This is a genomic window from Mycobacterium sp. TH-M82 (genome assembly GCF_057473605.1).
The window spans coordinates 1-15554 of the sequence record NZ_JBYCKY010000618.1 but is presented as its reverse complement, the minus strand read 5'-3'; the positions used below and the strand labels follow the sequence as shown (position 1 = coordinate 15554).

Sequence of the window (15554 nt, the reverse complement as noted above, 5' to 3'; positions counted from 1 at the left end):
CCACGGCCTGGCGGTGGAAATGCTCGCAGGAGGTGATCAGGCTGCGCGGGATCACGCCGTCGTTCAGGATTTCCTGATCGCCGTAGATGTCGTCGAGGTACATCTCGAGTGCCTTGACTCGCTGGATGATGCCACGCTCCAGCTTGCTCCACTCGGGAGCCGAGATCACCCGCGGCACCAGGTCCAGCGGAAAGGGACGCTCCTGCCCCGACAAGGAGAAGGTGATGCCCTGGTCGATGAACGCGCGGGCCAGCGCGTCAGCCCGGGCTTTCAGGTCTGAGGCGTCCGCCGGGGCGAGCTCGGCGTAGATGCCCTTGTAAGGTCCGCGGACACTGCCCTGGGGGTCGAACATCTCGTCGAAGGCCATCGCATAGGACTCCGATGTGCCGTAACCACCGAAGATGTGCCCGGCGCGTAACAGATCGCGCAGACCGTCGCCGGTTTCATCGAGCTGATTCGCGGATTTCACGTGTCCGATGCTGCCCCAAGTCGACGTCATGGCGGGGTGGGGATTCCCGTTTTGGGTAAAAACGTAACCGACTGCTAACCTAGTTCTTCGCTGCCAGGGGAGACCGGATGCCGGTCCCAGCAACCACCGAATCGCAGAAGGAAACTCAGGCGTGGCCAACATCAAGTCGCAGCAGAAGCGCAACCGCACCAACGAGCGCGCCCGGCTGCGCAACAAGTCGGTGAAATCGTCGCTGCGCACCGCCGTCCGCGCATTCCGTGAGGCCGCCCACAACGGCGACAAAGAAAAGGCCGCCGAGCTGCTCGTCGCCACCAACCGCAAGCTGGACAAAGCGGCCAGCAAAGGCGTGATCCACAAAAACCAGGCGGCCAATCGCAAGTCGGCGCTGGCCCGCGCCCTCAACAAGATCTGAAGCCCGCCATCGACGGATCGTCGATGCGGCTCAGTCGGCCACCAGTTCGGCAACCCGACGAACCGCTGATTCCAGCGCGTACTCGGCGTCGGCGGCGGCACCCTTGACGTCGGCGTTGAGGGCCGCCACCACCTTCAGCGCGCCGGCCACCGTGTCTCGTGACCACCGACGCGCCTGTTTCTGGGCTTTCTGCACCCGCCACGGAGGCATCCCGAGCTGCGCCGCCAAGCGGTAGGGGTCGCCCGACAGCGGCCCCACCCGGCCGATGGCGTGCACGGCCTCGGCGAGCGCGTCGGCGAGCACCACCAGTGGCTCACCCCGCATCATCGCCCACCGCAACGCCTCGGCGGCCCCCGCGACATCGCCCGCCACAGCCTTGTCCGCGATGTCGAACCCTTTCACCTCGGCCTTACCGCTGTGGTAGCGCCGCACCGCCGCGGCGTCAACGCGCCCACCGGTATCGGAGACCAGCTGCGAACAGGCCGATGCGAGCTCACGCAGATCGGAGCCGACGGCGTCCAGCAGCGCGGTCACCGTTGGCCCGTCGACCGTGGCGTGCAGCGCACGAAACTCCTTGCGGACGAAATCGGCGCGGTCGCCGGCCTTGGTGATCCGGGCGCAGGGATGCACCGCGGCGCCGAGCGACTGCAGTTCCTTGGCCAACGCCTTGGCGCGGCCTCCGCCGGAGTGCACCACCACCAGCACGACGCCCGACGGGAGATCGGCGGCGGCCGAGACGATCACCCCGACGGCGTCCTTACCCGCGTCGGCGGCGGACTCCAGCACGACGATGCGCTCGTCGGCGAACAGCGACGGGCTGAGCAGCTCGGCGAGCTCGTAGGCACTGACCTCACCGGCCCGCATCCGACTGACCGGAACGTCGTTCGTGCCGGCCCGCGTGCGCGCAGCCCGCAGCACGTCCGCCACTGCCCTCTCGACCAGCAGCTCCTCGTCCCCCAAGACCAGGTGCAATGACGAACTCTCGCTCATCCCATGATGGTGTCACGCCGATTGTGACCAGGGATGGACCAGGGCCGGGACAGTCCCGACAGCGACCAGGCCAGCAGGAAGAGGACGAGCAGCCCACCGGCGTATCCGGCCGCCGCGCCAAACCAGCGTCGCCGCCTCAGCCGCGCGACCGCGACCGTCAGCACCACAGTGGCAGCTCCGACCACCAGCACTCCCACCGCACCCGGCGGCACGGGCACGGTGGCAGCGGGAACCGCGGCCGCCCACCTGGCCACCCCCAGCACCCACCACAGTTCGGGCCCGGTGAAACGAAGCAGCAGCCGCGCGCCGGCCGGCCACAGCGGAGCCAGCACGGCTCCGGCGCTGCCCAACAGAGTGATCGGTGCGATCGCCGGCGCCACCGCGAGGTTGGCCCCGGCGGCCACCAGGCTGACCCGCCCCGAGATGCCGGCCACCAAAGGGGCGGTCACCACGTGCGCGGCCCAGGCCACCGAGAACGCGTCCGCGACTGGTCGGGGCCAGCCTCGGCGGACCAGGCTCCGCGACCAGGCCGGGGCAATGACCACCAGCGCGGCCGTCGCCAACACCGACAGCGCGAACCCCACGTCGACGGCCAGCTGGGGCGCAACGGCCAGGAGCACCAGCACCGTGGCAGCCAGCGCCGGGATCGCCTGTCGTCGACGCGACGACAGCATGCCCAGCAAGGTGATCGCCCCCATCACCGCCGCCCGCAGCACGCTGGCGGTCGGCTGTACGACGATGACGAAGGCGAGCAGGGCGAGGGCGGCGAGCGCGACCGCCGCGCGCGGCCCGATCAGCCGCGCCGAAACCAGCACCGCGGCGCACACGATGGTGACGTTGGCACCGGACACCGCGGTGAGATGCGTCATTCCCGCCGCGCGAAACTCTCGGCTCACCTCGGCGGACATCGCCGCGGTGTCGCCGAGCACAAGCGCCGGCAACATCGCACCCTGCGCGGCCGGCAGCGCGTCGCGGGCTGCGGCGGCGAAGCGACTGCGCACCGTGTGAGCCGCCCGCTGCACCGCACCGGCGGTGCCTACACTCGGCCGGCCCGCGGCGTTGAGCACCGCGACGGTCAGGTCGTGGCGCGCCGGCCGGCTGATACGGGCGGCGAAGCACACCGGTTGGCCCACCATCAGGTCACCGAAGTCCGAAGCACGCGCGAAAACAACTACGCGGCCTGACATTTCGTTGGCGCGCAGGCGCAACAGGTCGGCTCGGAACATCAGCCGTCCGCCGCCCAGCGCTACCGGGCTCTCGGTCGGCGTGACCGTCACCGGTGCCGCGCTCCCGAACGCTGCGGTGATCGGGTGGCGGCCCAGTGCATCGCGACGCATGGCGATTGCGAGACCGAATCCGGCGCCCACGACCGCCACAGCGAGCAGCCCGGCGCCGACCGCCCGCAGGCATGCGTGCTCGCCGGAGCGGCCCACCGCCAGGCAGGCCAGCACGCACGAGGCCGCAAGCAGCACGACGCAGCACCACGCCAGCGCCCGGCCCACCGGCCACACGATCCCTGCGGCGGTCACTCCCCAACCGGCGAGCGCGGCCGGAACCAGGCGGACATCGACGCGCACCGGCGCCGGCTCGGGGGGACTGGCTGGTCCGGACCTGCGCGGGTCAGACGCGGACGAGGGCACGCAGCTTCTCCAGCCGTGCCGGGCCGATTCCGTCGACCTCGGCGAGTTGGTCGACGCTGGTGAAATTGCCGTTGGTCCGCCGCCACGCCACGATCGCGGCCGCGGTGACCGGCCCGACTCCGGGGAGCGTGTCAAGCTGCTCCACTGTTGCGGTGTTGAGATCGAGCACCTGACCTGTCTTCGGCCTCGACGATCCCGATGCCGGCGCAGCTCCCGGGACCGGCGCCGAGCCTGAGGAGACCGAGCTGCCAAGCCTCGCCGGCCGCCCCGGAGCGGGAGCCAACCCGACCACGATCTGTTCGCCGTCACCCAGTGGGCGGGCCATGTTCAGCCCGATGGTGTCGGCCCCGGGTACCGCGCCGCCTGCGGCCTGCAGTGCATCGGCGATGCGCGCCCCCGGCGCCAGGGTGACCAGGCCCGGCGTGCGCACCAAGCCGACCACGCTGACGACGACCGGGCGGTCAGCGCCGCCGGGTTCGCCGGCGCCCGGACTCGCCGACGGCCGGGGACTTGCCGGGGCTACGGTCTGCACCGGGGGGAGCTTGGCCGACATCACGGGGGCGGACCGGTCACGCGACAGGGTGAACACGGTGACCAGCACGGCCAGGGCCGCCACCATCGCCAACGCAATGGCACCGGCCCGGCCCGGATCGGCGCGCACCCTGGCCAACCACCCCTGGCCAGGCGACACCTCGGGAAGCCAACGCGGTAGCAGGGAATTCGGGGTGTCCTCAGCGGATTCGTCGACCGAGTCGGCGCCGCGGTCAGCGTCCGGTCCAGCGACCAGGCGTCGCTGCAAGCGCTCGGCGGTGAAGTCTGTGCGCATGCGCCGACGGTAGGCGAACCGACCACCGGAACACCGCCTGCCAGCGTTGTCGGCAGACGAATGTGTGGATTAATCAGAGGCTGTGGACAACACTCACATCCGACAGGTAAAGATGTAAGCCAAGCGAACGACCTCGATCGGGAAAACCCACTCCGCTGCGGGTCGCCACGTTCCCCTAGACGACAGGAGGCTGCGATGCAACTCGCGCTCACACCGGAGGAAGCCGCGTTCCGGGACGAACTTCGCACGTTTTACACGACGAAAATCCCGCAGGAACTGCGTGAGCGGACGCGCGAGGGTGCGGCGTCGGTGCGCCGCGAGGACATCGTCACCAGCCACAAGATCCTGCACGAGCACGGCTTGGCGGTGCCGCACTGGCCGGTCGAGTGGGGCGGCAAGGACTGGACTGCCACCCAGCACCAGATTTGGGCCGACGAAATGCAGTTGGCGAGCGTCCCGGAGCCGCTGAACTTCAACACCAAGATGGTCGGACCCGTGATCGCGGAGTTCGGTTCTGAGGAGATCAAGAAGAGGTTTTTGCCGGCGACAGCCAGCCTCGACATCTGGTGGTGCCAGGGCTTCTCCGAGCCTGAGGCCGGATCGGACCTGGCGTCGCTGCGCACAACCGCCGTCCGCGACGGCGACAGCTACATCGTCAACGGCCAGAAGACCTGGACGACTCTGGGCCAGTATGCGGACTGGATCTTCTGCCTGGTGCGCACCGATCCGGACGCCCCCAAACGCCAAGCCGGCATTTCGTTCCTGCTCTTCGACATGAAGACGCCGGGCATCACCGTGCGACCGATCACGACGATCGACGGCGGTCAGGAGGTCAACGAGCTGTTCTTCTCCGACGTCCGGGTTCCTGCCAACCAGCTTGTCGGAGAAGAGAACCAGGGCTGGACCTACGCGAAATTCCTGCTGGGTAACGAGCGCACGGGTATCGCCGGGGTGGGGCGCACCAAGGTGCGCCTGGCCGAGGTGAAGAAATACGCCGCACAAACCGGCATGCTCGACGACGCGCTGTTCGCGGCCAGGCTGGCCGAGGCCGAAAACGATCTCCTCGCACTGGAACTCACACAGTCGCGGGTGGTGTCGGATTCTTCAGGCGGCAAGCCCAACCCGGCGTCGTCGGTGCTCAAGCTGCGTGGCAGCCAGTTGCAGCAGCTGGCCACCGAACTTCTGGTCGAGGTGGCCGGGGCCGATGCGCTGCCGGCCAACGGCGCCGATTTGGGCGAGATCTCGTCGCCGATCTGGGCGCAACACAGCGCGCCGCACTACCTCAACTACCGCAAGACGTCGATTTACGGCGGCAGCAGCGAAGTGCAACGCAACATCATCGCGTCCACCATTTTGGGTTTGTGAAAATTTCGGGAGTGTGAGGTAGCCATGGACTTTCAACTGAGCGAAGAGCAGTCGCTGCTCCGAGACACCACGCGCGATCTGCTGGCGCGCAGCTACGACGTGGAGAGCCGCAACAAGGTCATCGGCTCCGATCTCGGCTGGAGCCGCGACGTCTGGAGCCGGCTGGCCGACACCGGGATTCTGGGCTTGGGGTTCGACCCGGAAGAGGCGGGCCAGATCGAGATCATGGTGGTGCTCACCGAGTTTGGCCGACGGCTTGCGCCCGAGCCGGTACTGCACGCGGCGCTGGGTCCCGGCGCGTTGATCTCCGCGCTGGGCAGTCCGCAGCAACGGCAGCTGCTCGACGACGTCGCAAGCGGACGGGTTCTGTTGGCCTTCGCCCACCTCGAGCCGGGTCATCGCGTGCCGTCCGCCCGGGTCGGCACCAAGGCTGAGCGGCAGGGCAATGCGTGGACGGTGACGGGACGGAAGAACCCGGTGCTGGCCGGCGACTGCGCCGACACGTTGGTGGTCAGCGCCGCGCTGCCGGACGGTGGCACCGGGCTGTTCCTGGTCGACGCGGCCTCGGAGAACACCTGCACAACCCGCCACCCCTACCGCACCTTCGACGGACAGCGCGGCGCGCAGGTGGACCTGCAGGCTGCGCCCGCCGAACCCCTGGGGGAAGCAGTCGACGCGTCGGGCGCGATCCGTGACGCGATCATCGGAATCCAGTCCGCATTGTGCGCCGAGGCGGTGGGCGCCATGGAGGAATCGCTGCGGCTGACCACCGAATACCTCAAAACGCGCAAGCAGTTCGGGGTCACGCTCAGCAAGTTCCAGGCGCTCACCCAGCGGGCCGCCGACATGTACGTCTCGCTGGAAATGGCCCGCAGCATGAGCCTGTATGCCGCGATGTCCGTTGCCGACGGCAATCTCGACCCGCTCGTCGCCTCACGGGCCAAACTGCAGATCGGCCGCGCGGGCCGGCACATCGCGCAGGAGTCGATCCAGATGCACGGCGGCATCGGCGTGACCGCGGAGTACCCGATCGCCCACTATGCGGCCAGGCTCACCGCGATCGAGCACACCCTCGGCACCTCGGGGGACCATCTGCACAATCTGATCGACCACATCGGCGAGTACGAGCTGGCGCGGCTTTAGCCGTGGCGTCGACGACCTGGCCGGACCTAGACGGCTTCCTCCGACGCAGCCGATTCCGGGTCCGATCCGGTGCCCGCGACGGGTTCGGGTCCGGGCGGCGCAACTGATTCCACCTCGTCCGGCTGTGAATCCGGGTCCGGAAGCTGACTTGCGAGGTATTCCGCGAGCGCCCCGATGGTCGGATAGTCGAACACGGCGGTGGCGTTGATGGTGAACGCCCCACCGAACTGGCTGTGCAAGCGGTTTCGGAGTTCAACCGCCATCAGTGAGTCCGTACCCAGGTCCAGGAACCTGCTGGTCTCGGCGGGCGGTTGCGCGAGCCGCAGGAAGCCCTGAACCTCGCGCTGCAGGAATTCGGTGATGAAACCCGCGCGCTGCGCCGCCGGAATGTCCTGCAGTTGCCGGAGTAGCTCGCTGTCCCCGGTTGCCTCCGTGACGGCGCTGGGCAACAAGAGATCCAGAATCGGTGGACGCGAACCGCCCAGCACTTTTGCGACGCGCTGCCAGTTGGCCGCGATGACGGCCGCCTGGCCGGCGCCATCGGCGACGACCTCTCCCAGGGCGCTCAGGGCCGCCGTGGGTTCCAGTGGAATCAATCCTTGCGCAATGATATTGACGCGCGCAGCCTCCGACGAGGCCATACCACCCCTTGCCCAGGGACCGAAGTTCAGGCCGGTCGCCGGCAGGCCTTGCGCCCTTCGTTCGGCGACCAGCCCGTCGAGCAGCGCGTTGGCGGTCGAGTAATTGGCCTGGCCGGGTGTACCGAGCAGGCTCGACACCGAGGACGACACGATGAAGAAATCGAGGTCGTCCCCCTTGGTCAGCGCATCCAGATAGCACGCACCGAACGCCTTGGGCGCCAGGGCCGTCCGGAAACGCTCAGCACTCTGACGCGACAGCAGCGCGTCGTCGAGTACCCCTGCGAGATGAACCACCCCCGCCAGCGGCGGCAACTCCGCCCGGATACGTTCGAGCAGCGTTGCGACCTGGGACTCGTCGCCCACGTCGGCGGCAAACGTGTGGATGCGGCACCGGTGGCGCTCGACGATGTCGTCGATTTCCCGTTGCGCCTCGGCGCTAGGGGCGCGTCGGCTGGTCAAGACGATGTCACCGGCACCGAGCTGGGCCAGATAGGCCGTGGTGCGCAGACCGATCGCACCCAGCCCGCCGGTGATCAGATAGCTCCGATCACGGTGCGGTTGGAGCGGAGTGGGCATCTGCAGCACGATCTTTCCGATGTGCCGTGCCTGCTGCATCCGGCGAAACGCCGTCTTCGCCTCGGTCAGCGGGTAGATCTCGGCTGGCAGCGGCGTCCACTGGCCACTGGCTAAACCATCCGACACCTCGCCCAGCAGAACGCGGATCCGCTCGGGCTCCTGCAACGTCACCGTGTCAAGCGCCACAATCTCGTAGGCGATGTCGGGACGCGTGGCCGCCATCCGTTCCGGAGTCCAGATGTCACGCTTGGCGATCTCGGCGAATCGCCCATTGCGGGCGGTTGCCCTCACGGTCGCTTCGACGAACCCCTCGTTGGTGAGGCTGTTGAGCACCACGTCGACACCGGCGCCGCCGGTGTCGGCGAGGATCTGATCGGCGAAATCCGTGCTCCGGGAATCATAGACGTATTCCACCCCCATCTTGCGCAGAGTTGCACGTTTGTAGGTGCTCGCGGTTGCGAAGACGATCGCGCCGTGCTGCTGCGCCATCTGGATGGCGGCCAGTCCCACCCCACCGCTGGCGGCATGAATCAGCACCCGATCGCCCGCGTTCAGCTGCGCCCAGTCGAACGCGAGGCGAGCCGTCAAGGCAGCGGCCGGAATGGTGGCCGCCTCCACCGCTCTCACACTCGCGGGAATCGGGGCCAGCAGTGGGGCCGGCACATTGAAACGGCTGGCGAACGCGCCCTGCATGAACCCGTACACGCGCTGACCGACCTCGAATCCGGTGACGCCGCGACCCAACTGGGTGACGACGCCGGCGAAGTCGCCGCCGATCGGACCCGGGTCACCCGGATACAAGCCCAGCACATTAAGCACATCCCGGAAGTTCAGCCCGGCCGCCTCGACCCGGACCTGCACAAAGCCATCGCCCGGCGGCGGCACGTCCGTCTCGGTCAGACGCAGATTGTCGATCGCGCCGCGTTCGGCGGGTGCCAGCGCGTAGTCGTCTGCGCGCGGCACCGCGAGACGACCGCTGCGCGACCATTGGAGTAGCCGGGACGCCAAGAACTTGCCCTGCCGCAGAGCGAGTTCCGGTTCGTCGATCGGCGCGGCGAGAAGACCGGCCAATGAGGTTACGGCTTCCATCGAACCGTCGTGATCGACCAGCCTGCAGCGCACTGCCGGTTCCTCGTTGACGATCGTGCGTCCGAGCCCCCACAACGCCGCCTGCACCGGGTCGACATGCTCCCCGGACTCGGTTGCCACGGCGCGTTCGGTGACGATCCACAACCCGTAGGGCAATGTGACCGGGGCATCGGTCCCCAGAGCGTGAACGGCGCTGAGCAGATGGGCGATCTCGGTCTCCAGCCGTGCGGCGGACTCGGCGCTCGACTCGCCCGCGCCCGGTCCGGTGCTGCGCCAGACAATGCCGGAGAAAGGCACACCTCGTTCATTGGCCTCGCTCAACAGCTGCCCGAGAGGCTGCGAATCGATAGTCCGATCGACCCGGATGCAGCCGGGCAGTTGGACCGCCAGCTCGTCGAATCCAGAGACCAGCCAGGTGCCGATCGCCCTCCCGGCACCATCGGCGCCACTGATCGACGAGGGCCGGGGCACCTCATGCCATCCCAGGGTGTACAGCAGCCGAGTGGCATCGCCGCCGAGCCCACGCAACAACGCTTCCCGTGGCGCACGTTTGACCGTGAACTCACGAATCCCGCCGAGGCGGCGGTCATCCCGATCGACGAAGTCGAGATCGAAGACCTGCGTTTCACTGTCGAGGGCGCTGGAATGCCACCGCGCGCGGCAGTAGAACCGCCGCGGCATTTTCTCCTCAAGTTCTACCTGCCCGTACCGCAGCGGCAAGAAGAGGTCGTTAACCCCCTGTTCGGCCGCGAGCAACGCTGGGAACGCCGGAAAGGCGACCCCGGTGCACAAGTCGAGAAGCACCGGATGGATGGGCTCCGCTGCCAGCTGTGCGGCGAGTTCTTCACCGACGGTCACGTCACCGATCGCCTCGCCGTCACCGACCCACAGCGACTTGAGCGAACCGGACCAGTTGGGCCCCCACACCAACTCCATGTCCGCGAAGGTCTGGAAGAGCTGCTGCGGCCGCACGCGTTCCATCTGCTCGATCACCGCGGCAAGGGATTCCGCCGATTCCGCAGGGCCCGGAACCGATTCGGCGCCGTTTCCGGTGGCACCCGAACTCACCGTGCCATCGGCATTCAACGACCACGCGGCATCGCGGACACCGTAGGGGCGACTGTGCACCTGAAAGCTCCAGGTCCCCCCAGTCTGCCCGCCGCCCTCCAACAGGTGCAGGCTCAGCTGCACCTCTCGAGACGCCTTCTCGGGCAGGATGATCGGCTCGTAGAAAAACACATCCTTCACCCGTGCCGGTGGTCCGACGGCGGCCAGCGCCATCGCCGCATAGGTAGCCCCCGGGACGACGACGGTGCCGTAGATGACGTGATCGGAGAGCCAGGGTTGCGACTTGGTCGACAGCCGGCTGGTGTACACGGAGTCGCCGGAGGCGAGTTCTTTTGCGCTACCGAGGATTCCGGATCCGACTGCACCCAGGCCGTCGGCGCTGGCCCATCCGGGTTGAAGGCCGCAGGTCCTGGGCCAGAAGCGACGGCGCTGGAAAGCGTAGGTGGGCAATTCGAGTCTGCGGCGCGGGCCAGGATGCAGCGCGGCGAACTTGGGGCGGTGGCCGCTCACGTACGCCCCAGCCAGCGCTTCGGCGAGCTGGCGCCGGTCGCGGACGCCCTTGCGCAATGAGACGAGGGCACGCGGCGAAGCCAGGTGTTCCGGCCAGATCTGTACCGCAGCCCCGGTCAGGACCGGCTGGGGACCGATCTCCATCAGCACCGAGCAGCCCAGCGCGGCCACGGTGTTCACGCTTTCGGCGAACTGCACCGGCTGGCGGGAATGGCGACGCCAGTATTGCGCGTCCAGCGGCGTGTCCGGCGTGAGCACGGCGCCGGTGCGGTTACAGACCAAGGGCAGCGTCGGAACGGCGAACTGCAAACCAGCCGCGTGCATCTCGAACGCATCGAGCACTGGCTCGAGCAGCTCGGAGTGGAAGGCGTGGCTGGTTTCCAGCCAGTTGCACCGGACCCCGTCTTCGCCACACCTGGCGACGATCTCTTCGAGCTCGGCACCCGGCCCGGACAGCACTGTGTTGGGTCCGTTGTAGGCGGCGACCGACACCCGTTGATACTCGCCGGCGATGTCCTCGACGTACGCGGCGTCGGCGAACACCGCCACCATCCGACCGCCCGCGGGGAGACTGCCGAACAGCCTTCCGCGCTCGGCAATCAACCGTGCGCCGTCTTCGAGGCTGAAGACGCCCGCCACACACGCCGCCGCGTACTGGCCGACGCTGTGTCCCAGCACCACGTCGGGTTCGATGCCCCACGACTGCCACAGCCGGGCCAGGCCCATCTCGACGGCAAACAGGGCCGGCTGAGCGAAAGTGGTGTCTCGCAACGTTTCTCTGGCGGGACTTCCGTTGTCAGGGTCGGTCGCGAACAGCACCTCCAGCAACGGGCGGGGCAGCGTGCCACCGACCGCTTCCGCACACCGTGTCACGGTTTCCGCGAAAACCGGCTCAGCAGCGAACAACTCGCGTGCCATCCCCGGGTGCTGGCTGCCTTGTCCGGTGAACAACCACGCCGTCGTCGGCGGTTCCGCGCATTCGCCACGCACCACGCCCGGTCGCATCCGGTTCTCGGCCAATTCGGCCAACAAGTCACGGGCGCCCGCACTCGAGTCCACGACGAGCGCGGCACGGTGTTCGAAATGCGAACGCCCCACTCCGGCGGTGAAACACACGTCGCCGATGTCGACCTTTGGATGGGCGTCCAACCAATCCCCATATCGCTGAGCCAATTCCAGCAGAGCCTCTGGCGAGCGTGCGGACAGCGGCAACATGCGGACGGCCTCGTCTTGACCATCCGACTCGTCTGGCGTGACGTCGCCCGAGGAGTATTCGTCGGCGGTCGCCGATTGTCGTGGCGCCTCCTCGATCAGCACATGCGCGTTGGTGCCGGTGAAGCCGAATGAACTCACCCCGGCGCGGCGCGGCCGGCCGTTGGTCTGCCACGGAGTCACCTCGTCGACGACCTTCACCGGCAGGGAGTCCCATGGGATGTGGGGCGACGGCTTCTCGAAGTGCAGGCTCGGCGGCAGCGCCTCGTGCTGTAGTGACAGCATGACCTTGATCAGGCCGGCGATTCCCGACGCCGCCTCGAGGTGGCCGATGTTGGTCTTGACCGATCCGATCAGCAGCGGCCGACCTGGGTCGCGGCCCGCACCGTAGACGGCGGCGGCGGCCTGAATCTCGATCGGATCACCCAGCGGGGTCCCGGTCCCGTGCGCCTCGACGTAGTCGACCTCGTCTCCGGCGAGACCGGCGCGAGCCAGCGCCGCGGTGATAAGCCGTTGCTGCGCCCCACCGTTGGGCACGGTCAAACCACTGGACGCGCCGTCCTGGTTGACCGCACTCGCGGGGATGACCGCACAGATCCGGTCGCCGTCGCGCTGGGCGTCGCTGAGCCTCTTGAGCACCAGAACGCCGCAGCCCTCGCTGCGCACATAGCCGTCCGCCGAGGCGTCGAAAGTCTTGCACCGGCCTGCGGGGGAGAGCATCCTGGCGCGCGAGGCGGCGATGATGGTCAACGGGCTCAACAACACGTTCACGCCGCCGGCCAATGCCAGATCGCAGTCGTCGGAGTGCAGCGCCTGACATGCCTGATGGACGGCGACCAGCGACGAGCTGCAGGCGGTGTCAACCGCGACCGCCGGCCCTTCCAAACCGAGCGCGAAAGCGACCCGGCCGGAGACGGCATTGAGCGCATTGCCGGTGATGAAGTAGGGCTCGAGCTTGTCGACCGACTCGGCGGACAATAGATGGGAATACTCGTTGGCGCCGACCCCTACGAAGATGCCGGTTCGGCTGCCGCGCAACGCGGACGGCGCGTAGCCGGCTCTTTCCAAGCCCTCCCAGGAGGTTTCGAGCATCAGTCGCTGTTGCGGTTCGATCCACACCGCCTCGCGGGGAGAGATCCCGAAGAATTCGGGGTCGAATCCGTCTACAGCGTCCAGGAATCCGCCGACGCGGCTGTAGATCTTGCCCGGCGTTTCTGGATCGGGATCGTAGAACTCGTCGATGTCGAAGCGGTCTTCGGGGACTTCCCGGATCGCGTCGACACCGCCGGACAGCAACTCCCAGAACGCTTCGGGGTCGCGCGCACCGGGGAATCGGCATGACGCCGCGATGACCGCGATCGGCTCGTCCGTGCGCGCCGTCACCGCCGGGGCGGTCCGGGATCCCGAACCGGCACCCGAACCGGCACCCGAACCGGCACCCGAACCGGCAGAAGCCTCCTCGTCGAGGCCGAGCACCTCGCCGAGCAGGTAGTCCGCCACGTCGGACAGGCGCGGATAGTCCATCGCCAACGTCGCCGGTATCTCTTTGCCCACGCCGTGCTCGATACGCTGCCGCAATTCGATGGCCATCAGAGAATCCATGCCCAAATCGAAGAATCCGGCGTCCTCGCGGATCTCCGCAGCATCGACGCGCGTCACCTCGGCGACCGCCTGGCGCAAGTGGTCCACGAGGAGCTTCCTGCGCCGCTGTAGGGGAGCAAGGGTGAGCTTCTCGACCAGCTCGGTTTTCCCGGACGGCCTTGCCGGTGGTACCGGCGCGCTGTTCGGTGCGGGCACCTCACGCTGGAGCTCCGCCAGGAAGGACCGCCTGCCGGTTTGGGCGTAGAGCGGCAGGAAACGAGCCCAGTCGATCCGCGCCACGACGCCTTGGGCGGGACCTTGTCGCAACCCAGGCGCGCACGCGGCCGTCATGAAATCGGCCATCCCCGCCAGCGCGTCGGCGGGCGACAACGCGCGGACCCCACGCTGAGCCAGCCGGGCACGCGACTCGTCGTCGGCCATGCCCGCCGACCCCGACATCCAGGGGCCGAAGTTGACGCTGATCCCCGGGACACCGTGCGCACGCTGGCGCCAGGCCAGCCCGTCGAGGAAGGCGTTGGCTGCGCCGTAGGCGCTTTGCCCGAAGCTGCCCCACACCCCGGAGATCGAGGACGTGCTGAGGAAGAAGTCCAGCGTGACATCCGCGGTGGCCTCGGCCAAATTCCAGGCGCCCCAGACCTTTCCGGCGAACACTCGGTCCACTTCGGCGTCATCCAGGGTTTGCAGTGGGGTGTTGCCGATCTCGCCGGCGGCGTGCACGATGCCGGCCAGCGGCGGCAGTTCGGCCTGCACGCCTGCCAGCAGGCGGGCCACATCGTGCGGATTGCCGACGTCGGCGGCGACGACGCGCACCTCGCAGCCGTGCTGTTCGCGCAGGGCGTCGATGCGCTGCTGCGCGGCCTCTCCGGGTTCGCGCCGGCTGGTCAGCACCAGATGCCGGGCCCCGTGCGCGCCCAGATAGCCGGCGACCTCCAGCCCGATCGCACCCAGCCCGCCGGTCACCAGATACGTCGCGTCACCCCGCAACACCAGCGGGGTCGCACTCGGCAACCCCGCACGCCGGGTCAGCCGCGGCACATACACCGCGTCACCGCGCACCGCGAACTGGTCTTCCCCGGCCGGAGCCGCCACCACCTGCTCGACCAAACGCGACCACTGCTCGGCGCCGGTGGCCGACAGATCGGCCAGCCCGCCCCACTGGCGCGGATATTCCAGGGCGGCGGCGCGCCCGAAACCCCACAGGCACGACTGCACCGGCGACACCGTGTCGGTGTCGGTGACCCGTTGGGCGCCACAGGTGACCAGCCAGATGGGGGCGCGCAGTTCGGCGGCGGCCGCGGCGCGGAAGAGCCGCCGCGTCCCGCCCAGGACCCGGTGCTGCATCCGCGACAGTGCCTGCGTCGACGGCGCGGTGTCGGGGTCCAGGGCCGCCACGTGCAGGATGCGCAGCTCCGCGTCGTCTGCCGCCGCCGCGCGCAGCGTCGCTTCGAGCTGCTGCTCGTCCGCGTCGGACATCGGCAGCCCGACGATCTGGGCCCGGTGTCCGCGTGCGGTCAGCGCGTCGACCAAGGACCGGGCCGACTCGGTGTCATCGCTGACGAGCAGCCAGGTAGCGCCCTCGCCGGCTTTGATGCCCGAGGCAGCGGCCTTCTCCCAGCGGATCTCGTAGCGGGAATCGGCGATCGACTGGGTGCCGCGCTGCGCCTCGTTGCGCGCCACGAGCTTTGTCAGCACGTCAACGGTCTGCTGACTGACGCTGGCACCGTCGAGCAGCGCGGCGAGCTCCTCGATCCGGCCGTCCTCGAGCAGCCGGACGGCTTCGGTACTCGCAGCGTTCTGACGCTGGCTGGTTCGATTCCTGTTGTCCCGGTACCAGTACTGGCGGTGCTGGAACGGGTAGGTGGGCAGGTCGAGCTTGCGCACCGGTCCGTGCGCCAGGGCGCCGAAGTCGGGCACGTGGCCGGCGACGTAGGCGTTGGCGAGGGCTTCGGTGATCTGGCGGTGGTCGGCGGTGTTCTTACGCAACGACGCGATCGCCCGCGGCGCGGTGGCC

At 68.5% G+C, this 15554-nt stretch carries 8 protein-coding genes; 3 read left to right on the top strand and 5 right to left on the bottom strand.

Features of this window, described 5'->3' with window-relative positions; genetic code table 11:
- The coding region (locus tag AC2VON_RS18300) for a circularly permuted type 2 ATP-grasp protein (protein ID WP_486954225.1) at positions 1–469 on the bottom strand (469 nt) is incomplete at its 3' end.
- 151 nt (positions 470–620) lie between these two features.
- Here AC2VON_RS18300 and rpsT point away from each other — a divergent pair.
- Positions 621–881, top strand: a complete 261-nt coding sequence (gene rpsT, locus AC2VON_RS18295; protein WP_407685328.1) for a 30S ribosomal protein S20 — start codon at positions 621–623, stop codon at positions 879–881.
- A 30-nt stretch (positions 882–911) separates the two neighbouring features.
- On the opposite strand, the gene holA is transcribed toward rpsT, so the two are convergent.
- The 3 genes from holA to AC2VON_RS18280 are packed head-to-tail and all read right to left on the bottom strand — an operon-like array spanning position 912 to position 4337.
- Positions 912–1871, bottom strand: coding sequence for a DNA polymerase III subunit delta (gene holA, locus AC2VON_RS18290; protein WP_486954224.1), 960 nt, complete (start codon positions 1869–1871; stop codon positions 912–914).
- Complete coding sequence (locus AC2VON_RS18285) at positions 1868–3448, bottom strand: ComEC/Rec2 family competence protein (protein WP_486954223.1); 1581 nt, start codon at positions 3446–3448, stop codon at positions 1868–1870. Before AC2VON_RS18285 ends, holA begins: the two co-directional genes overlap by 4 nt.
- Positions 3449–3491: 43 nt before the next feature.
- Positions 3492–4337: a ComEA family DNA-binding protein gene (locus AC2VON_RS18280; RefSeq protein WP_486954222.1), complete on the bottom strand. Its 846-nt coding sequence runs from the start codon at positions 4335–4337 to the stop codon at positions 3492–3494.
- A gap of 195 nt (positions 4338–4532) precedes the next feature.
- Between AC2VON_RS18280 and AC2VON_RS18275 the strand changes: the two genes are divergently transcribed.
- Together AC2VON_RS18275 and AC2VON_RS18270 are read left to right on the top strand one after the other, a co-directional pair.
- Entirely contained in the window at positions 4533–5702 is a 1170-nt protein-coding gene (locus tag AC2VON_RS18275) for an acyl-CoA dehydrogenase family protein (protein ID WP_486954221.1), read from the top strand.
- 24 nt (positions 5703–5726) lie between these two features.
- A complete protein-coding gene (locus AC2VON_RS18270; RefSeq protein WP_486954220.1) occupies positions 5727–6845 on the top strand; it encodes an acyl-CoA dehydrogenase family protein in 1119 nt (372 codons plus the stop codon).
- 26 nt (positions 6846–6871) lie between these two features.
- Here the strand turns inward: AC2VON_RS18270 and AC2VON_RS18265 are convergent.
- Positions 6872–15554, bottom strand: an 8683-nt coding sequence (locus tag AC2VON_RS18265) for an SDR family NAD(P)-dependent oxidoreductase (RefSeq protein ID WP_486954219.1), incomplete at its 5' end; no start/stop codon positions are given.